The sequence below is a fragment of the Microlunatus antarcticus genome (assembly GCF_014193425.1).
Lineage (GTDB): Bacteria > Actinomycetota > Actinomycetes > Propionibacteriales > Propionibacteriaceae > Microlunatus > Microlunatus antarcticus.
Genome location: NZ_JACHZG010000001.1, coordinates 2,934,144 through 2,952,381, shown reverse-complemented (window position 1 = coordinate 2,952,381; position 18,238 = coordinate 2,934,144). Strand labels below are relative to the sequence as shown.

Genomic DNA, 18,238 nt, shown 5'->3' with positions numbered 1-18,238 from the left:
GGGCATGAGCACAGCGCGGTCGACCCGACACCTCGCGGCGCTGGCCGTGGCCGGACTGCTCGCGGTCGCGACCGGGTGCGGCAGCGCCACCCCGGCGGCCGCGCCGTCCAGCGCGCCGACCACCGCCGCCTCGGCCTCGTCGCCGCTGCAGACCGTCGACCTCGCGATCCCGCCCGGTCTCGACGCCTCGCCGCTGGACGAGCCGCGCACGGTCCAGGCACCCACCGGCTGGTCGGTCAGCGTCTTCGCGCGCACGGACGGGGCCCGGCTGCTGGCCTGGGCGCCGGACGGCTCGCTGCTGATCTCCCGGCCGAAGGCGGGCGAGGTCGACGTCGTCACGCCGACGCCGGCCGACGGGAGCGGTGCGCCCGCGACCACGACGCTGCTCAGCGGGCTCAACCAGCCGCACGGCCTCGCGTTCCACGACGGGCGGCTCTACGTCGCCCAGAGCGACCGCGTCGACGCGTACGCGTACGCCGACGGCCGCGCGACCGACCCGCAGCCCGTCGTGACCGGGCTGCCCGACGCCAAGAGCGACGACCTGCGCGGGGCGTACGCGCACGCGCTCAAGAGCGTCGCCGTCGGGGAGGACGGCGCGGTCTACGTCTCCGTCGGCTCGACCGGGAACATCTCCGAGGAGGACCGCGACGCCGACCCGCAGCGCGCGACGATCTTGCGCGTGCCGCCGGGTGGCGGGAAGGCCGAGGTCTTCGCCCGCGGCGTCCGGAACGGCACCGGTCTGGCGATCGCCCCCGACGGGGCCGTCTGGACCGCGGTCAACAACCGCGACAACATCGAGTACCCGTACGACCGCGACTTCGACGGCGACGGTTCCTCGGACCTGGGCGACGTCCTGCCGTCTTACGTCGGCGACCACCCGCTGGAGCCGTTCGCGCGCCTGACCCAGGGCCGCGACCTGGGCTGGCCGTACTGCAACCCCGACCCCGACGTCGACCCCGGCGTGCCGGGCTCGGCCCTCGACTACTCCGACCGCCCGTTCGTCCGCGACGTCGAGACCAACGCCGACGGGTCCAAGCTCGACTGCTCGACGCTGCCGCCGGTGGAGCAGGGGATGGGCGCGCACTCCGCGCCCCTCGGCCTGAGCTTCACCTCCGCCGCCGGCCTGCCCGCCCCGTACGGCGTGGGCGCCCTGGTCGGCATCCACGGTTCCTGGAACCGGACCCCGCCGCGCGCCCCGGAGGTGTCGTTCTTCCCGTACGAGAACGGCGGCCTGGGTGACCAGCAGACGCTGCTGACCGGGTTCCAGAGCGCCGACGGCGACCGGTGGGGCCGACCCGTCTCGGCGGTCCAGGGCCCCGACGGCGCCGTCTACGTCAGCGACGACGAGGCCGGCGCGGTCTACCGGATGCAGCCGCCCGCCTGACCAACGCCCCCTGAGCCCGTCGAGACGCTCCCTGAGCTTGTCGAAGGGTCCCGAAGGGGTCGGCGTCTCTCATCACCAGCCCACGGAACCCGCCCGGTCCGAGAACGTCCCGGTCGGGCCCTCGCTGCCGACGGTCGCCATCGCGACCACCGCGTCGGTGCCCTCGGTCACCGTCTGCGGACCGGAGTGGCCGTTGAGGTCCGTGGCGGTGTAGCCGGGGTCGACGACGTTGATCCGGATCTCGGGCAGGAACTGCGCGTAGACGGAGGTCAGCATGTTCAGCGCGGCCTTGCTGGCGGAGTAGGCGAGCGAGGGGACCGAGTGCTCGATGCGGGACTCGTCGGCGCGTACCTCGAAGGACCCGAGCCCGCTCGAGACGTTGACGATCACCGGGTTCGCGGAACGGCGCAGCAGGGGCAGGAACGCGTGGGTCGTGCGTGCGACGGAGACGGTGTTCGTGTCGAGGACGGCGGTGAGGACGGGTCCGTCGACCTCGTCGATCCCCACGTCCGGACCGGTGATGCCCGCGTTGTTGATCAGGACGTCGAGGCTGCCGAAGCGCTCCTCGACCTCCGCCGCCGCGGCGGACACCGACGCTTCGGAGCTGACGTCGAGCTGGACGAAGTCCACGCCCAGCTCCTCGGCGGCGCGGCGTCCCCGGTCGGCGTCCCGCGCGCCGATGACGACGCGGTGGCCGTGCTCCTTCAGGCGGCGGGCGGTCTCGTGGCCCAGGCCCTTGTTGGCGCCGGTGATCAGGGTGGTGGTGGTCGGTTGCTGCGTGCTCTGCGTGGTCATGGAGCCAGCGTGCGTCCGGTTCCGCGCGGGCGGGTAGGAGGCTTCGACCCTGGGACTCGCGATACCACCCAGGCCGTCCTTCGCCCGCGCACACTGGTCGGGTGATCGAGACGACGGGCCGTGGCGACCTCGCCGGCCTCCTGCGCGCGTGGCGCGACCGGCTGCAGCCCGAGGCGGTCGGCTTCCCGGTGGGGCAACGGCGTACGCGGGGGCTGCGGCGCGAGGAGGTCGCGCTGCTGGCGGGACTCTCGGTCGACTACCTGGTCCGCCTCGAGCAGGGTCGCGCGGCCCGGCCGTCCGCGCAGGTCGTCGCCTCCCTGGCCCGGGTGCTCCAGCTGTCCGACCCCGAGCGCGACGAGCTGTACGCCGCGGCCGGGCTGGCGGCGCCGACGTCGGGCCTGGTGCCGACCCACATCCCGGGCAGCGTGCAGCGGCTGCTGGCCCGGCTCCCCGACGTCGCGATCGGCGTCTACACCGCGACCTGGACGCTGCTGACCGCGAACGACGCCTGGTCGGCGCTGCTCGGACCCGTGGACCCCGGGCGCAACCTCGTCGTCCAGCAGTTCACGCGCTCCGGCGTCACGGTCCTGCGGCGGGCCGACGACGAGATGCGCTTCCAGTGCGCGCTGGTGTCCGACCTCCGGCGTGCGCTGATCCGCTACCCCCAGGACGCGGCGGTCCCGGCGCTGGTGGAGCACCTGCGGAGCGTCAGCGAGACGTTCCGCGGGCTGTGGGCCGACGCGACGATCGTGGAGCACCGCTCGGAGCCGAAGACGTTCGTGCACCCGGTCGTCGGGCACATCACGCTCGACTGCGACGTCTTCACGGCCGCCGGCACCGACCTGCGGATCGTCGCCTACACCGCCGTCCCCGGCAGCGAGGACGCCTCGCGCTTCGACCTCCTGCGCACCCTCGGCGCCGTCCAGGACCCGACCTGGCAGGGTGCCGAGCTCCCGGCCTGCGCCCCGGTGGACGATGTGGCGCAGACGAGGGCACGTCCGACGAAGGGGTAGAGGTCCATGGCCGACGAACGCGGGTCCGACGAGGGTCTGAGCACCGCCGAGCGCGACGCGATCAAGCAGCGGAGCGCCGAGCTCCGCGAGCAGGCGAAGGGCGCCAAGGGCTCGGCCAAGAAGGAACGCGAGGCGCAGGCCTGCCTCGACGCGATCGACGCCCTGACCGGCGCGGACCGGGCCGTCGCCGAGCGGCTGCACGCGATCGTCGCCGAGGAGGCGCCGCACCTCGACGCGAAGACCTGGTACGGCTTCCCCTCGTACGCCCGTGACGGCAAGGTCGTCGTCTTCTACCAGCCGGCCTCGAAGTTCGGGACGCGCTACGGCACGGTCGGCTTCAGCGAGGACGCACGCCTCGACGACGGCGTTCTCTGGCCGACCTCCTTCGCCGTCCTCGAGGTGGACGACGAGGTCGACCGCACCCTTCGCGACCTGGTGCGCCGCGCCGCCGGCTGAGACCAAGAACGCTCCCTGAGCCTGTCGAAGGGCCACGGAGTGGTCAGCGTTCGATGCCAACCTCTTCGAGGCCCTTCGACAAGCTCAGGGAGCGTAAGGCGCGAGGAGGACTAGAGGGGGATGTTGGTGTGCTCACCTCGCCGACCGACGTCGGCGTCGCGGATGGCGGTCGCCACCGCGGAACGACTCGTCTGCGGCGTGACGATCTCGTCGACCACGCCGATCTCGACGGCCTTCTCGACGCCGCCGGCGATGCGCTCGTGCTCGGCGGCCAGCTCGGCCTCGAGCTGGGGGCGGACGTCGTCGGCCACGGCGGCGAGCTTGCGGCGGTGCAGGATCCGGACGGCGGCGACCGGGCCCATGACGGCGACCTCGGCGCCCGGCCAGGCGAAGACCTTCGTCGCGCCGAGCGAGCGCGCGTTCATGGCGATGTACGCGCCTCCGTACGCCTTGCGCGTCACCAGCGTCACGCGCGGGACGACGGCCTCGGCGAAGGCGTGCAGCAGCTTGGCGCCACGGCGTACGACGCCGTCCCACTCCTGGCCCACGCCGGGCAGGTAGCCGGGCACGTCGACGAGGACGACGAGCGGCACGCCGAAGGTGTCGCACATGCGCACGAACCGCGCCGCCTTCTCCGCGCTGAGGGAGTCGAGGCAGCCGCCGAGGCGGAGCGGGTTGTTGGCGATGACGCCGACCGTGCGGCCGCCGAGGCGACCGAGGGCGATGGTGACGTTGGGCGCCCAGCGGGCGTGCAGCTCGACCGTCGAGCCCTCGTCGAGGACGCCGTTGATCAGCGGGTGCACGTCGTACGCGCGGCGCGGCGACTCAGGCAGGAGCGCGGCCAGGTCGACGTCGGCCACCTCGGCCTCCATCGAGCCCTGGTCGGCCAGCAGCGTGGTGAGCGCGCGGCCCCGGTTGAGCGCGTCGGCCTCGTCGTCGGCGACGACGTGGACCACCCCGGAACGTCGCCCGTGCGTGTCGGGGCCGCCGAGGCGGAGCATGTCGACGTCCTCGCCGGTGACCGAGCGGACGACGTCCGGACCGGTCACGAAGATGCGGCCCTCGGGCGCCAGGATCACCAGGTCGGTGAGCGCCGGACCGTACGCCGCGCCGCCGGCCGCGAAGCCGAGCACGATCGAGATCTGCGGGATCTTGCCCGACGCCTGCGTCATGGCGTGGAAGATCAGCCCGACCGCGTGCAACGACAGCACGCCCTCGGCCAGGCGCGCGCCGCCCGAGTGCCAGATGCCCAGGATCGGGACGCGGTCGCGCATCGCGCGCTCGTACGCCTGAACCACCACGTCGCAGCCCTGGACCCCCATGGCGCCGCCCATGACGGTCGCGTCGGAGCAGAAGGCGACGACGCGCGAGCCGTTGATCGTCCCGACGGCGGCGAGCATGCCCGAGTCGTCGTCGGGGGTGATCAGCTCGACCGAGCCCTCGTCGAGCAGCGCCGCGAGGCGGTGGTTCGGGTTGCGCGGGTCGAGCTCGCGGGGAACCTTCTCCTTCTTGGCCGCCGGAGCGGCGGGAGAAGCAGCGGGGGTGGGTGCGACGGTGGCGGTCATGCGGGCCCTCCTGGGGTGGGGCTGGGGCTACGGGGCCGGGTGGGTGGCGTATGCGTTGGTCAGGACGACCGCGACGTTGTGACCACCGAAGCCGAACGAGTTGTTGACCGCGGCCAGGTCGCCCGAGGGCAGGTCGCGGACCTGGGTGGCGACGTCGACGTCCAGGTCGGGCTCGGGGTTGTCGAGGTTGATCGTCGGCGGGACCCGGCGGTGGTAGAGCGCGAGCAGCGTGGCCATCGACTCGAGCGCGCCGGCGCCGCCGAGCAGGTGCCCGGTCATCGACTTGGTGCCCGTGACGATCGCCTCGGTGTTCGCGCCGAGCGCCTGGTGGAGCGAGCTGATCTCGGTCATGTCACCCGTCGGGGTGGACGTGGCGTGCGCGTTCACGTGCACGACGTCGGAGGCGCTGAGCTCGGCCTCGCGCAGCGCGTACGTGATCGCCCGCGCCTGGGTGTCGCCGGCCGGGTTGGGCTGGACCATGTCGTGCGCGTCGGCGGTGATCCCGGCGCCGGCGAGCTCGCCGTAGATCCGGGCGCCGCGGGCCTGCGCATGCTCGAGGGTCTCGATGACAAGCATCGCCGCCCCTTCGCCGAGCACGAAGCCGTCGCGGTCGACGTCCCACGGGCGCGAGGCGCGTTCCGGGTCGTCGTTGCGGCGGCTCATCGCCTGCATCTGCGAGAAGGACGCCATCGGCATCGGGTGGATGCAGGCCTCGGTACCGCCGACCAGGGCGACGTCGGCGCGGCCGAGCCGGATCAGGTCCAGGCCCAGGGCGATGGCCTCGTTGCTCGAGGCGCAGGCCGACACCGCGGTGCTGACCGGCGCCTGCGCGCCGATCCGCAGCCCGAGGTTGGCCGCCGTGGCGTTGGCCATGAGCATGGGGATCGCGAGCGGGCTGACCCGGCGGGCGCCCTTCTCCTTCTGGATGTCCCACTGCCCGAGGAGCGTGTGCAGCCCACCGATCCCGGTGCCGATCGCGACGGCGAGGCGGTCGCGCTGGACGGGGTTGTCGTCCTTCAGCCCGTAGCCGGCGTCGGCCCAGGCCTCCATCCCCGCGACCACGCCGAGCTGGGCGGAACGGTCGAGCCGTCGGGCCTCGACGCGCTCCAGCACCCCGGACGGGTCCACCAGGGCGGGTGCGGCGATCTTGGTCGGGATGTCGTCGGGGAAGTCGGCGCCGAGCCGACGGACGCCGGATCGTCCCTCGAGCAGCGCGGCCCAGGTCGTGGGCGCGTCCCCGCCGAGCGGGGTGGTGGCCCCGATGCCGGTGACGACGACGCGGGTGCGAGACATCGATGTGCTCCTGGTTGAGAAGAGGTCGTACGGGGTGGTGAGGTAGGCGGGAACCCGGGACCGCGTCTGCGATCCCGGGCCGCGCTTCACGTTTCGCGAGCGCTAGCGAGTGGAACGTAGGCGGGGGTGTGGGGGTCGCCCCCCACACGATTCAGCTCAGCTCGCCGCGCGCTCGATGTAGGCGACGGCGTCGCCCACGGTCTTGAGGTTCTTGGACTCCTCGTCGGGGATCGACACGCCGAACTTCTCCTCGCAGGCGTAGATGATCTCGACCATCGACAGCGAGTCCACGTCGAGGTCGTCGGTGAACGACTTGTCGAGCTGGACGTCGTCGACCGGCACGCCAGCGACCTCGTTGACGATCTCGGCCAGGTCCGAACGGACCTCTTCGGTGGTGGGCATCGCGGTGGGAACTCCTTCGTGTGGGTGGTGCTGATCTTGCGGGATGAGGGAGATGATCACGCTACGGGAGCGTGATCACCTGGCCGGCGTAGACGAGCCCGGCGCCGAAGCCGATGATCAGGGCGGTCTGCCCGGACGTCGCCTGGCCGCTCTCGAGCAGCGTCTCGATCGCCAGGGGGATCGAGGCGGCCGAGGTGTTGCCGTGGTGGATGATGTCGCGCGCGACGACGACGTCGCCGGGGAGCTTGAGCGCCTTGAACATCGCGTCGGTGATGCGGTTGTTGGCCTGGTGCGGGACGAAGACGTCGAGCTCCTCCGGCGGCACGCCCGCGGCCTCGAGCGCCTCGGCGGCGGTCTTGGCCATCGCGTACGAGGCCCACTTGAAGACCGGGTTGCCGGTCATCCGCAGCACCGGCCAGGTGGCGGCCTCCGCCGTGCCGTCCTCGGGCCGGACCCGCTCGTGACGGGGGATCGCCTTGTCCCAGGGCTGGGTCTGGGTGATGAGGTCGGCCTGCTCGCCGTCGGAGCCCCAGACGACCGGGCCGATGGACGCGACGTCGCTCGGGCCCATGACCGCCGCCCCGGCGCCGTCGGCGAAGATGAAGGCCGTCGACCGGTCGTGGATGTCGGTCAGGTCGGTGAGCCGCTCGACGCCGATGATCACGACGTGCTTCGAGGCGCCGGAGCGGATCAGCGCGTCGGCCATCGCGACCATGTAGCAGAAGCCCGCGCACGCCGCGTTGATGTCGAAGGCCGCGGCGTCCGTGGCTCCGAGCTCCGTCGCGATGGTGGTCGCGATGGCGGGCGTCTGCAGCAGGTGGGTGACGGTGGCGACCATGACCGTGTCGATCTGCCCGGGCTCGAGGCCGGCCCGCTCGATCGCCTTGCGGGCGGCCGCGACGGACATCATCTGGACCGTCTCGTCGGGCGAGGCCCAGCGTCGTTCCGTGATACCGGAACGTGTCCGGATCCACTCGTCGGAGGAGTCGATGTAGGTGACGATCTCGGCGTTGTCGACGACCCGGCGCGGGCGGTAGCCGCCGATGCCCATGATCTTCGAGAACTCCGCTCCCTGGCTGGTGCGGATGCTCTTCATCGGGTCACCTCGGTCGCCTCGTCGGACTCCACGGTCGGGTGCAGGCGCAGCAGCGGCTGGCCCGGCGACACCGGGTCGCCGTCCTCGACGAGCCACTCCACGACGATGCCGCCGTACGGGGCGCTGATCGCGACCTCGTCGCGGCTGTTCTTGACCAGGCCGATCGTGCTGGCCACCGGGAGCAGCATGCCCGCCTCGATGTCCTCCGTACGGCTGAACTGGCCCTTGCCCGGCGACACCACGAGGCGCCAGGTCGGGTTGGCGGTGATCGGCGTCGACGACGCCGGCTGGCCGCCGTGACGCGCGATGAAGTCGAGCGCGCCCTCGGTCTGGTCCGGCGTGTTCAGCGCGAAGAGCTCGACGCCCTTGAGGTTGCGCTTGGCGATGCCGGTCAGCGTGCCGGCCGGCGGGAGCTCTAGCAGGCCCGTGACACCGAGGTCGGCCATCGCCGCCATGCAGAGGTCCCAGCGCACCGGCGAGGCCACCTGGCCGACGAGGCGGCGCAGGACGTCGCGGCCGTCGTGGACGACCTGTCCGTCGAGGTTCGACAGGAGGCGCGTGCGGGGGTCGTGTGTCGAGATGGCGCGGGAGAGGCGCGAGAGCCGGTCCACCGCGGGCTTCATGTGGACCGTGTGGAAGGCGCCGGCGACGCTGAGCGGGATCAGGCGGGCCCGGGTCGGCGGGTTCTCGGCGAGGGCGGCGAGCTGCTCGACCGTCCCCGCGGCGACGACCTGGCCGGTGCCGTTGTTGTTGGCGGCGGTGAGTCCCTGCGCCTCGAGCGCGGCAGCCACCTCGTCCGCCTGGCCGCCGACGACCGCCGTCATCGACGTAGGGCGGGCAGCGCTGGCGGCGGCCATCGCCCGGCCGCGTTCGGCGACGAAGACCATCGCCGACTCGGCGGAGAAGACGCCCACGCCCGCGGCGGCGGTGATCTCGCCGACCGAGTGACCGGCGGCGACGCCGATCAGGGGGTACGCGTCCGCCGGGTGCGGGAACAGCTCGAGCGCCGCCAGGAGCCCGGTGGCCACCAGCAGCGGCTGCGCCACCGCGGTGTCCCGGATGGTCTCGGCGTCGGCGTGGACGCCGTAGTGCTCGAGGTCGACCCCGCTCACCGCGCTCAGCCAGTTCAACCGGTCGGAGAAGGAGGACTCGGAGACCCACGGGTCCAGGAACCCGGGAGTTTGTGCGCCCTGACCGGGCGCGACGATCGCCAGCACCCCTTTACTCTTTCGTGACCTTGGCCCGGAAGTCGCGCAGGGACACCACGAATCTTCGGACATCCGATTGTCGGGTTCCCACAAAGGTGTGGCGCTCGTCTCGTCCCGCCCGCGTGTCGCGCACCGCTAGGTCTGCCCCGTACGTGGGCGGGTCTCTCCACGGCGCCTCGACCAGCGGTCAGGGGGGGAAGGCCCGTTCTCGCTCGGTCTTGGTGTCTTCGCTCGTGCTGCAGCACGAGCGAACGCACCGAAGGCGAGCGAACGCGTCTGGGGTGGCTCGTCCGCGGGGCTGCTCGCCTTGGGCGAGTCTGCGCGGCTTCGAACGCGCGCAAACTCGACAAGATCGAGCAGACGCGTACGGGGAGGCCGCCCGCCCTTCTCCCGCAAGTGGTCGCTCCGGCGCCTCTTTGCTGCGCTTTTCAGGCCCGCAACGACCACTTTCCGGGGAAGGTGACCCCGGCGCAAGCGCTCAGCGGCGCAGGCGCCCGAGGGTCAGGGCCAGGCGAAGGGCGTAGCCGTCGCGGGGGTCGGTGGGGGAGTAGCCGGTGACCTCGTGGATGCGGCGGAGGCGGTAGCGGACGGTGTTCGCGTGGACGAACAGCGCCCGCGCGGCCGCCTCGACCTGCAGGCCCTGGTCCAGGAACGTCACCAGCGTGTCCAGCAGCCCTCCGCCCGCGGCGACGAGGGGGTCGTAGAGGTCGCGGGCCAGCGCGCGCCGGGCGTGGCCGTCGCCGGAGAGGGCGCGTTCGGGGAGGAGGTCGGAGGACTCGACCGGGCGCGGGGCCTCGGGCCAGGCGGGAGCGGCGCGGTAGCCCGAGAACGCCTCCCGCGTCGAGCCGACGGCGTCCATCAGGTGCTCGACGGGCGGGCCGATGACGACGGGACCGGCGCCGAAGCAGTCGACGAAGCGCGACACGACCTGGCGCGCGAACTCCGGCGTGCTCAGGGCCGAGCCGCCGAGCACGACGACCATCCGGTCGCCCTGGACCGCGCCGAGCATGTCGAGCCCGGCGGTGCCGGCCGAGCGGCGTACGGACTCCACGGCCTGGGTCGACTCGCTCTCGGGCGCCGGGCCGACCACGACGACGACCCCGCCGGAGGAGTGCCAGCCCAGGGTCGAGGCCCGGGAGAGGACCGTCTCGTCGGTCTCGCCGCGCAGCACGGCGTCGACGACGAGGGCCTCGAGCCGGGCGTCCCAGGCGCCGCGGAGCTCGGCCGCCCGGGCGTAGATCTCGGCGGCAGCGAAGGCGACCTCGCGGCTGTAGCCGACGATCGCCGCGTGCAGCACCGGCCGGTCGCCGCGCGGCGCGACCTCGTCGATCTGCGCCTCGACGACGTCGATGGTCGTCCGGACGAGCTCGACGGTCTGCGACAGGGTGATCTTGCGGGTCAGCGCCCGGGGTGCGGCGCCGAAGATGTCGGTCGTCGTCGGCGCTTCGGGGTCCGGGTCGGAGAACCAGGTGACGAAGCCGTCGATGCCCGCCCGCGCGACGACCCCGACCCACGACCGGTAGTCGGCGTCGAGCGCGCGGAACCAGGGGTGCCGCTCCTCCATCTCCGCGATGGTGGCGGTCGTCATGGCGGGCGTGGCCCCGGCGAGGCGCTTGGCCATCGCGGCCCGCGTCTTGGGTGCGGGGAGCAGGGACTTCGTGATGCCCCTCGTGCTCGCCGCCATAGGGTCAAAGGTAGGGGGACGGGTCGTACGCACGTACGGCGCGGGCAGCACGGACAGGAGCAGGGACACGTGAGCGAGCACGCAGAGCCGACCGAGCTGCTCGACCCCGTCGCCGCGCTGCGCGAGATCGGCTTCCTCCTGGAACGTTCCCGGTCCGACACCTACCGGGTCAAGGCCTACCGCGGCGCGGCCGACGCCGTCGCGGCCATGACTCCCGACGAACGCGCGCAGCGCAAGGCGGACGGTTCCTGGGCGAAGGCGACGGGAGTCGGGCCGAAGACGGCGACGGTGATCACGCAGGCGCTCGCCGGCCGGGTCCCCGACTACCTCCAGCAGCTCCGCGACGCGCGCGAGCCGCTCGTCGAGGGCGGCGCCGCGCTGCGTGCCCGGCTCAAGGGCGACCTCCACACGCACTCCACGTGGTCCGACGGCGGCAGCCCGGTGGAGGAGATGATGGCGACCGCCAAGACCCTTGGCCACGAGTACTGCGTGATCACCGACCACTCGCCGCGCCTGACCGTCGCCCGGGGGCTCAGCCCGGAGCGGCTGCAGGAGCAGATGGCGCTGACCGAGCGGCTGAACGAGGAGATGGCGCCCTTCCGGGTGCTGCAGGGGATCGAGGTCGACATCCTCGAGGACGGCGGCCTCGACCAGACCGACGCGCTGCTGTCCCGCCTCGACGTCGTCGTCGCCAGCGTCCACTCCAAGCTGCGCTCCGACTCCGAGACCATGACCCACCGGATGGTCGGCGCGATCGCCAACCGTCGGACGAACGTGCTCGGCCACTGCACCGGCCGCCTGATCGAGGGGGCCCGCGGGACGCGGCCGGAGTCGGTCTTCGACGCCGAGGTCGTCTTCGAGGCCTGCCGGACCTTCGACGTCGCCGTGGAGATCAACTCCCGTCCCGAGCGGCGCGACCCGCCGACCCGGCTGCTGCAGCAGGCCATCGACGCGGGCTGCCTGTTCAGCATCGACACCGACGCGCACGCGCCCGGGCAGCTGGAGTTCCTCGCGTACGGGTGCGACCGCGCGGAGGCGCTGGGGCTCGACCCGGACCGCATCGTCAACACCTGGCCGGTCGACAAGCTGCTCGCCTGGGCGGACAAGAGCTGAGCCGCAGCCCTGGAGACCGGGCCGACGACCACGGGGCCGGCCCGGCGGACGGTACATTTTTCGCCGTGCAGCCGAGGGGGACGTCCGGCCGACCTGCGGCCGCGACGTACCGCGGCACGGGCGCCACGTTCCTCCGGAGCGGCGGCTGGGCGGTCCTGCTCGATCTCTCGCCCGCGCACCCGCTCGTCGAGCTCTGCTGGCACCTGCTCGACGTGACCCCGGACCTCGACGACCTCCTCCGGGCCCTCGTCGACCGGGGCCTGCGCGACGTGCCCGCGTTCCTGGTCGTGCGCGAGACGGGCGCACGCCGACTGGTTGCGGGCGGCGCCCTCACCCTCGCTCTCGACGGGACGGACGTTCCCAACGACCGCGGCGACGGGGCCTGGCTCGACCTCCCGCTCACCGACGGATCGACGCTCGACGCGGCGTTCGGCGGTGGCGGTGGTGGCGGCGAGGAGCCTCACGCGCGGAGCTTGCCGCTGCGGGACGGGGTCGTGACCGCCACGGCCTTCCGTCTCGTCCTCGACCGCTCGGCCGACGCGGGCGGTCAGGGCGGGGGCGAGGCACCGAGTGCGGACGACACCCAGCCCTTCTTCGCGACCCTCCAAAGCGGGGTGGAGGCGCAGGAAGACGAGGCGTCGACGGCCACGGTCCGGGCCCACCGCGCCGTTATGGACGCCGGCCCGGCCGCGGAGACCCAGGCGCCGCGCGTGCTCGCCGCCGTCTGCCCGGCCGGGCACCTGACACCGGCGTACGCGGGCCTGTGCCGGGTCTGCCGCCGAACGGTTGCACCGCAGCAGGCGTTCGAGACACCCCGCCCGGTCCTCGGGCGGCTGGCCCTGCCGGAGGGCGGCACCCTGGTCCTCGACCGTGGCGCTGTGCTCGGGCGCGCTCCCCACGTGCCTGGCGACTGGGTCGGGCCGCCGCCGCGTCTGGTGACGCTGCCGGACCCCGACCAGGACGTCTCCGCGCAGCACGTCTCGGTGGTGCTCGACCTCTGGAACGTCCTCGTCTGCGACCTCGGCTCGACGAACGGGACCGCCCTCGTCGAGCCCGACGGCAAGGTCCGGCCGCTGCGGGCGTACGAGCCGGTCCCGCTCGCCGCGGGCGACGTCCTCGTGCTCGCCGACGTGGTCACGCTGGCCTACGAGGTCCAGCCGTGAGCGGTGGCCGGCCCGAGGAGGTCGGTCCGCAGATCGAGGGACTCGAGTACCGGCGCCGGATCGGCACGGGCGGCTACGCCGACGTCTTCCTCTACCGCGAGACGAGCCTCGACCGCGACGTCGCGGTGAAGGTGGTGCGGGAGACCGGGCTGTCGGAGGACGAGGCGACCGGCTTCGTCGCCGAGGCCCACGCGATGGCGCACCTGGCCCACCCGCACATCGTCCCGGTCTTCGCCGTCGGCCGGGCGGCGCACGGGCGGCCGTACCTGACGATGCCGTTCTACCCCGAGGGCACGCTCTTCGACCGGGCCCAGACCCCGCTCGGGGTGGCCGAGGTGCTCAAGACCGGCGTCCAGATCGGGAGCGCGGTGGCCTACGCGCACGGCGCGGGCATCCTCCACCGTGACATCAAGCCGCACAACATCCTGCGCAACCAGTTCGGCCCCGCGCTCAGCGACTTCGGCATCGCCGGGACGATCGCCGACGTCGGCGAGCGGATCATCGGCATGTCGATCCCGTGGTCGCCGCCGGAGGTGCTCCTCGACACGGCCGCCCCGAGCGTCGGTTCGGACGTCTACTCGCTGGCCGCCACCCTCTGGCACCTGCTGACCGCCCGCGCCCCGTTCGAGCGGGCGGGCGACACGGAGGCGGCCCTCGTCCGCCGGATCCGCCTCGACCCGCTCCCGCCGCTGGCCCGGCCGGACGTGCCTGCCGCGCTCGAGGGCCTGCTGCGCCAGTCCATGGCCAAGGACCCGCGCGACCGCTTCTCCTCGATGGCCAGCTTCGTCCACGCGCTCCAGGACGTGCAGCGCCAGCTCCGGCTCGAGCCCACCGACGTCGTGCTCGTGCCCGGGCGGCGCCGGTCGGGCGTGGCGGCGGAGCGGACGACGTCCCGGACCGGTGCCGACCTGTCCGGACTGACGCGGCGTCGGTCCGATCTCGACGTTCCCGAGCCGGTCGACGACCCGCCGGCCAAGCCGGCCGAGCCTCTGGAGCAGACCGCGCCGGGACGGCCGCGTACGCCGGTCGTGCTGCTGGTCCTCGTCCTGGTGATGGCGGCGGTCCTGCTCCTCGGTCTGCTGATGCTCCTCCTGCGCTCGGGCGGTGCCGGGTGACGACGTCCGCCTCTCCCGGGCTGCCCGGGCTGACCCTGGACTACTGCGGCGAGGTCCACACGGCCCGTCCCGGTCACCCGCTCGTCGTCGGCCGCGACGCCGAGGTCGCGATCGACGACAACCCGTTCCTGCACCGGCACTTCCTCGAGGTGTCCGACCGGGGCGACCTGTGGTGGCTGTCGAACGTCGGCACCGTGCTCAGCGCGACGGTCGCGGACGAGTTCGGCGGCCTCCAGGCCTGGCTCGCGCCGGGCGGGCAGCTGCCGCTCGTCTTCCCGCGGACGGTCGTCTGGTTCACCGCGGGTCCCACCACCTACGAGCTCGACATCCTCGTGACCGGGTCGCCCTTCGAGCCGGTCCGGCAACGGTCCGAGCTGGCCGGGTCGGTGACGGTCGGTCGGGTGTCGCTGACGCCCGACCAGCACCTCCTGCTCGTCGGCCTCTGCGAGCCCGTGCTGAAGCGCCAGAACCGGGGTGGTGCGGTGGCCCCCGCCTCGAACGTGGTCGCCGCCCGCCTCGGGTGGACGCCCACCAAGCTCAACCGCAAGCTCGACAACGTCTGCGACAAGCTGACCAAGCAGGGGGTCCGCGGCCTGCACGGGGACGCCTCGCGGCTCGCCACCAGCCGCAAGGCCCGCCTCGTCGAGTACGCGCTCGCCACCCAGCTGGTCACCACCGCCGACCTCGCCCTCCTGCCCGACGCGTCGACCCGGCCCTGACCTCGTCCACAGCTCCCGAGGGCAGGAGGCATGGGGAGTTCTCCCCCTTCTCCGCGCGGCGTCGCGTCCCTAGGGTCGTGCGCGGGCAGCAGGGGCGGGCTCACGGCGCCGAGGCGGTGGCGGGCCGCCTCGACGAAGCAGGGGAGACGCGCGTCGACGAGCTGCCCGGTCTGCGGTCACGTCACCCGGGGGGTGGGGCGGGACCGCGGTGCACGGGGCGCCGGACCTCCGGCGCCTCGTGCCGGCCGACCGGAACCGCCCGTACGCGCGCTGCCGTCCCGGCTGCTCCGACCGCCTCGTCGGACGCGGCCGTCGTGCGAGGATCGCTCGCGTGACCGGTCCCGGCGCGACGACGGCGCGTCCCGACGCCCGCCGCCTGACCACCCTCCTCGTCGCCGTCCTGGTCGTCCTCACCGCCGCGTCCGGCGTGGTCTGGTGGAACGTCCTGAACCCGCCCCGGACGGCCCCGGCGGCGACACCCCCGGCCCCGGCGACCACCGCACCCGCCGAGTCCCCGGCCACGAGCCCCGCCGGCCCGACCGACGACCTGCCCCGTTCGGCGCGACCGCTCGCCGACGACCAGATCGTCGTGCGCTTCAACGTGGGCGACGACTGGACGATGTCGACGATCAGCTCGACCGGACGGCGCGGCTCGGTGGTGCTGGCCTCGGGCGAGCAGGAGATCGCGCCCGTGGTGTCGCACGACCGCCGGACGGTGCTCTACCTCCGCCGGGAGCGGCCGGGCGACCGGACGTCCCTGCACGCCGTCGCCGCCGACGGGAGCGTCCAGCGGCTCCTCTTCCGTGACGGGTCGCCCGGGTGCCCGTTCCTGCGGCAGGTCGTCTGGAGCGTCGACGGGACGCTCGGCGTGGTGTGCAAGCTCGACCAGCAGGGGACGATCTTCACGCTGGGCACGGCGACGACGGACGGGACGTTCCTCCGCACGCTCGACGTCGGGCTGATCGGCAGCCCGACCTTCAGCCCGGACGGCCGCCAGGTCCTCTACCCGAAGGCGGCCTCGGGCTCGTGGAGCCGCGGGGGGCCGCTCTACGTCACCGACGTCGACGGGTCCACCGAACCGAGGCAGGTGGTCGACGGGCGCAACGTCGGCCCGGCCTGGGCGCCGACCGGGCGGACGATCGCGTTCTCCCGCTACGTCTCCGTCGAGGGCTCGGACGACCCGGCGCACGTCGTGACCCTGCCGGTCGACGGCCCGCCGGACGCCGTCGACGAGCTCACCGCGAGCGAGGAGATCGACACCGACCCCTCGTGGTCGCCGGACGGCACCCACCTCGTCTTCCGGCGGGCGACGGACGACTCGGACGACCGCCTCCGCCTCGTGGTCGTGACGCGGGACGGCGACGACGAGCGCGAGCTCGAGCAGGACGGCACGGTGGGGACGCCGAGCTGGACCCCGCGCTGACGGGCGGTCCCGGCACGACCGCATAGGGTCGGGGCGTGGACGACGACATGCTGGCGGCCGACCTCGTACGCGAAGCCGGCGGGCTGGCGTCGCAGATGCTGGCCGCAGGGCTCGACACGCACTTCAAGACGTCGATCTCCGACGTGGTGTCGGCGGCCGACCACGCCGCCGAGGCGCTGGTCTCCGGCCGGCTCGCGGCCGAGCGGCCCGACGACGGCCAGGTCGGCGAGGAGGGCGCCCGCAGCGCCGTCGCCGACGGGGCGGGCGGCCGCACCTGGTACATCGACCCGGTCGACGGCACGTACAACTTCCTGTCCGGCATCCCGTACTGGTGCTCCGCGATCGGGCTGATCGACACCGAGGGCCCGCTGCTCGGCGCCGTCTACTACCCGGCGCGCGACGAGCTCTGGGTCGGCGGCCGGGACCGCCCGACGACGCTGAACGAGCGCGCGCTGCCGACGCTGGCCGACCGGCCGCTGGCCGAGGTGTCGGTCGCCACCTACTCGAACGCCTCGCACCTGCGCGACCACGTCAAGGCCGCCTCCTGGAACGCCGTGACCTCGACCGCGGCCACGACGCGGATGTTCGGGTCGGCGTCGGTCGACCTCGCCGGTGTCGCGACCGGCCGGATCGGCGTGTTCCTGCAGGCCAACCTGCACCCCTGGGACTGGTACCCGGGCGCTGCGCTGGTCATCGGCGCGGGCGGGGTGGCCGAGGAGGTCCTGATCGCCGACCAGCGCTGGCTCGTCGCCGGGAACGCGCAGTCCGTCGCCGAGGCGCGCGCCGCCCTGGTCGACGCGGCCGCCGCCGCGGCGTGACCGACCCGCGACCCGAGGAGGTCTTCCCGCCCGGCTTCTTCGCCCGCGAGGACGAGAGCCCGGACGGGGAGTTCTACGGGCCGCCGCGCCTGGTCACCCACATCGACGACGGGGCCGTGCTCGCGGTATCCGGTCTGTACGCCGAGCTCGGCGTGGACGGTTCCGCGGGGGAGCCGCGCCGCGTGCTCGACCTGATGTCGTCCTGGATCTCGCACCTGGCCACGGCACCGAGCGAGCTGGTGGTGCTCGGCATGAACGCCGCCGAGCTGCAGGCCAACCCGCAGGCCACGGAACGCGTGGTCCGCGACCTCAACGACGACCCGACGCTGCCCTTCGCCGACGCCTCCTTCGACGCCGTGCTCTGCTGCGTCTCGGTCGACTACCTCGTCCACCCGGTCGAGGTGCTGCGCGAGGCCGCCCGCGTGCTGCGGCCGGGAGCGCCGGTGGTGCTGACCTTCTCCAACCGGCTCTTCCCGAGCAAGGCGGTCGCGGGCTGGCTCTACGCCGACGAACCCGGCCGCTGCGCGATCGCGGCGGCGTACGTCCGCCTGGCCGGCGGGTTCGACGAGCCCGAGGTCTCGCTGCGGACCCCGGCGGGCCGCTACCGGGGCGACCCGCTCTACGCCGTCGTGGCCCGCCGGGCCTAGAAGTCCCAGGTGCGCGACGTCACCTGGAAGGCGACCCAGTCGCCGAGCGCGCGGGCCTGCTCCAGCGCGGGCCGGGGGACCGGCACCAGGTGCAGCAGCGCGCTCGACGACGCCGCGTCGGCGACGACGCCCGGCGCCCAGGCGACGAGGCCGAGGCAGACCAGCCAGCAGCCGACGGCGGTCCCGGCCCCCGACAGCAGGGCCCCGAGCAACCCCCGCCGGCCGACGAGCGCGCCGATCACGGAGGAGGCCACGAGGACGAGGGTGACGAGGTCGACCAGCCCGAGGTGCGTCATGAGCCCAGCGTGCGCGGCGAGGCTGAAGAAGCCCTCAAGACGACGAGA

The 18,238-nt window shown here is 73.5% G+C and carries 18 protein-coding genes; 10 read left to right on the top strand and 8 right to left on the bottom strand.

Features of this window, described 5'->3' with window-relative positions:
- Window positions 1-4 precede the first annotated feature (4 nt).
- Window positions 5-1,384, top strand: coding sequence for a PQQ-dependent sugar dehydrogenase (locus FHX39_RS13730; protein ID WP_183339282.1), 1,380 nt, complete (start codon window positions 5-7; stop codon window positions 1,382-1,384).
- A 72-nt stretch (window positions 1,385-1,456) separates the two neighbouring features.
- Here the strand turns inward: FHX39_RS13730 and FHX39_RS13725 are convergent, their stop codons facing one another.
- Window positions 1,457-2,179 carry an SDR family NAD(P)-dependent oxidoreductase gene (locus FHX39_RS13725; RefSeq protein WP_183339280.1) on the bottom strand — a complete coding sequence of 241 codons (723 nt, stop codon included), beginning with the start codon at window positions 2,177-2,179 and terminating at the stop codon, window positions 1,457-1,459.
- 101 nt (window positions 2,180-2,280) lie between these two features.
- Between FHX39_RS13725 and FHX39_RS13720 the strand changes: the two genes are divergently transcribed.
- Together FHX39_RS13720 and FHX39_RS13715 are read left to right on the top strand one after the other, a co-directional pair.
- Window positions 2,281-3,192 carry a helix-turn-helix transcriptional regulator gene (locus FHX39_RS13720; RefSeq protein WP_332836827.1) on the top strand — a complete coding sequence of 304 codons (912 nt, stop codon included), beginning with the start codon at window positions 2,281-2,283 and terminating at the stop codon, window positions 3,190-3,192.
- A 6-nt stretch (window positions 3,193-3,198) separates the two neighbouring features.
- Window positions 3,199-3,648 (top strand): iron chaperone, encoded by a 450-nt coding sequence (locus FHX39_RS13715; protein ID WP_183339278.1) that lies wholly within the window; start codon window positions 3,199-3,201, stop codon window positions 3,646-3,648.
- A 110-nt stretch (window positions 3,649-3,758) separates the two neighbouring features.
- Here FHX39_RS13715 and FHX39_RS13710 read toward each other — a convergent pair whose 3' ends face one another.
- The 6 genes from FHX39_RS13710 to FHX39_RS13685 all read right to left on the bottom strand — a co-directional run bounded on the left by FHX39_RS13710 (window position 3,759) and on the right by FHX39_RS13685 (window position 10,896).
- The gene (locus FHX39_RS13710) at window positions 3,759-5,213 is read right to left on the bottom strand and encodes an acyl-CoA carboxylase subunit beta (protein ID WP_183339276.1); all 1,455 of its coding nucleotides are present in this window, start codon (window positions 5,211-5,213) and stop codon (window positions 3,759-3,761) included.
- Between the two features lie 27 nt (window positions 5,214-5,240).
- Window positions 5,241-6,506, bottom strand: a complete 1,266-nt coding sequence (locus FHX39_RS13705) for a beta-ketoacyl-[acyl-carrier-protein] synthase family protein (protein WP_183339274.1) — start codon at window positions 6,504-6,506, stop codon at window positions 5,241-5,243.
- A gap of 156 nt (window positions 6,507-6,662) precedes the next feature.
- On the bottom strand, window positions 6,663-6,908 hold the full coding sequence (locus FHX39_RS13700) for an acyl carrier protein (protein WP_183339272.1): 246 nt from the start codon (window positions 6,906-6,908) through the stop codon (window positions 6,663-6,665).
- A 61-nt stretch (window positions 6,909-6,969) separates the two neighbouring features.
- Window positions 6,970-8,004, bottom strand: coding sequence for a beta-ketoacyl-ACP synthase III (locus FHX39_RS13695; protein WP_183339270.1), 1,035 nt, complete (start codon window positions 8,002-8,004; stop codon window positions 6,970-6,972).
- Window positions 8,001-9,221, bottom strand: a complete 1,221-nt coding sequence (locus tag FHX39_RS13690) for an acyltransferase domain-containing protein (RefSeq protein ID WP_183339268.1) — start codon at window positions 9,219-9,221, stop codon at window positions 8,001-8,003. Before FHX39_RS13690 ends, FHX39_RS13695 begins: the two co-directional genes overlap by 4 nt.
- Before the next feature lie 469 nt (window positions 9,222-9,690).
- Window positions 9,691-10,896: a PucR family transcriptional regulator gene (locus FHX39_RS13685; protein WP_183339266.1), complete on the bottom strand. Its 1,206-nt coding sequence runs from the start codon at window positions 10,894-10,896 to the stop codon at window positions 9,691-9,693.
- A gap of 69 nt (window positions 10,897-10,965) precedes the next feature.
- Here FHX39_RS13685 and FHX39_RS13680 point away from each other — a divergent pair, with 69 nt between their 5' ends.
- From FHX39_RS13680 to FHX39_RS22190, 7 genes are all read left to right on the top strand, one after another.
- On the top strand, window positions 10,966-12,009 hold the full coding sequence (locus tag FHX39_RS13680; protein ID WP_332836826.1) for a PHP domain-containing protein: 1,044 nt from the start codon (window positions 10,966-10,968) through the stop codon (window positions 12,007-12,009).
- 65 nt (window positions 12,010-12,074) lie between these two features.
- Window positions 12,075-13,172, top strand: a complete 1,098-nt coding sequence (locus tag FHX39_RS22195; protein WP_183339264.1) for an FHA domain-containing protein — start codon at window positions 12,075-12,077, stop codon at window positions 13,170-13,172.
- Window positions 13,169-14,287 (top strand): serine/threonine-protein kinase, encoded by a 1,119-nt coding sequence (locus FHX39_RS13670; RefSeq protein WP_183339262.1) that lies wholly within the window; start codon window positions 13,169-13,171, stop codon window positions 14,285-14,287. The genes FHX39_RS22195 and FHX39_RS13670 overlap by 4 nt, the downstream gene beginning before the upstream one ends.
- Window positions 14,284-15,006 carry an FHA domain-containing protein gene (locus FHX39_RS13665; protein ID WP_198423398.1) on the top strand — a complete coding sequence of 241 codons (723 nt, stop codon included), beginning with the start codon at window positions 14,284-14,286 and terminating at the stop codon, window positions 15,004-15,006. Before FHX39_RS13670 ends, FHX39_RS13665 begins: the two co-directional genes overlap by 4 nt.
- Window positions 15,007-15,337: 331 nt before the next feature.
- Window positions 15,338-16,429 (top strand): TolB family protein, encoded by a 1,092-nt coding sequence (locus FHX39_RS13660; RefSeq protein ID WP_183339260.1) that lies wholly within the window; start codon window positions 15,338-15,340, stop codon window positions 16,427-16,429.
- Window positions 16,430-16,464: 35 nt separating this feature from the next.
- A complete protein-coding gene (locus FHX39_RS13655) occupies window positions 16,465-17,247 on the top strand; it encodes an inositol monophosphatase family protein (RefSeq protein WP_332836825.1) in 783 nt (260 codons plus the stop codon).
- On the top strand, window positions 17,244-17,894 hold the full coding sequence (locus FHX39_RS22190) for a class I SAM-dependent methyltransferase (RefSeq protein WP_183339258.1): 651 nt from the start codon (window positions 17,244-17,246) through the stop codon (window positions 17,892-17,894). The genes FHX39_RS13655 and FHX39_RS22190 overlap by 4 nt, the downstream gene beginning before the upstream one ends.
- Here FHX39_RS22190 and FHX39_RS13645 read toward each other — a convergent pair.
- Complete coding sequence (locus FHX39_RS13645) at window positions 17,891-18,190, bottom strand: hypothetical protein (protein ID WP_183339256.1); 300 nt, start codon at window positions 18,188-18,190, stop codon at window positions 17,891-17,893. The two genes, FHX39_RS22190 and FHX39_RS13645, sit on opposite strands and share 4 nt — an antisense overlap.
- Window positions 18,191-18,238 lie beyond the last annotated feature (48 nt).

Excerpts from the sequence above, each read along its gene's own strand:
- FHX39_RS13730 (WP_183339282.1), top strand. The coding sequence starts at position 5 with ATGAGCACAGCGCGGTCGACCCGACACCTCGCGGCGCTGGCCGTGGCC.
- FHX39_RS13725 (WP_183339280.1), bottom strand. The coding sequence starts at position 2,179 with ATGACCACGCAGAGCACGCAGCAACCGACCACCACCACCCTGATCACC.
- FHX39_RS13715 (WP_183339278.1), top strand. The coding sequence starts at position 3,199 with ATGGCCGACGAACGCGGGTCCGACGAGGGTCTGAGCACCGCCGAGCGC.
- FHX39_RS13710 (WP_183339276.1), bottom strand. The coding sequence starts at position 5,213 with ATGACCGCCACCGTCGCACCCACCCCCGCTGCTTCTCCCGCCGCTCCG.
- FHX39_RS13705 (WP_183339274.1), bottom strand. The coding sequence starts at position 6,506 with ATGTCTCGCACCCGCGTCGTCGTCACCGGCATCGGGGCCACCACCCCG.
- FHX39_RS13700 (WP_183339272.1), bottom strand. The coding sequence starts at position 6,908 with ATGCCCACCACCGAAGAGGTCCGTTCGGACCTGGCCGAGATCGTCAAC.
- FHX39_RS13695 (WP_183339270.1), bottom strand. The coding sequence starts at position 8,004 with ATGAAGAGCATCCGCACCAGCCAGGGAGCGGAGTTCTCGAAGATCATG.
- FHX39_RS13685 (WP_183339266.1), bottom strand. The coding sequence starts at position 10,896 with ATGGCGGCGAGCACGAGGGGCATCACGAAGTCCCTGCTCCCCGCACCC.
- FHX39_RS13645 (WP_183339256.1), bottom strand. The coding sequence starts at position 18,190 with ATGACGCACCTCGGGCTGGTCGACCTCGTCACCCTCGTCCTCGTGGCC.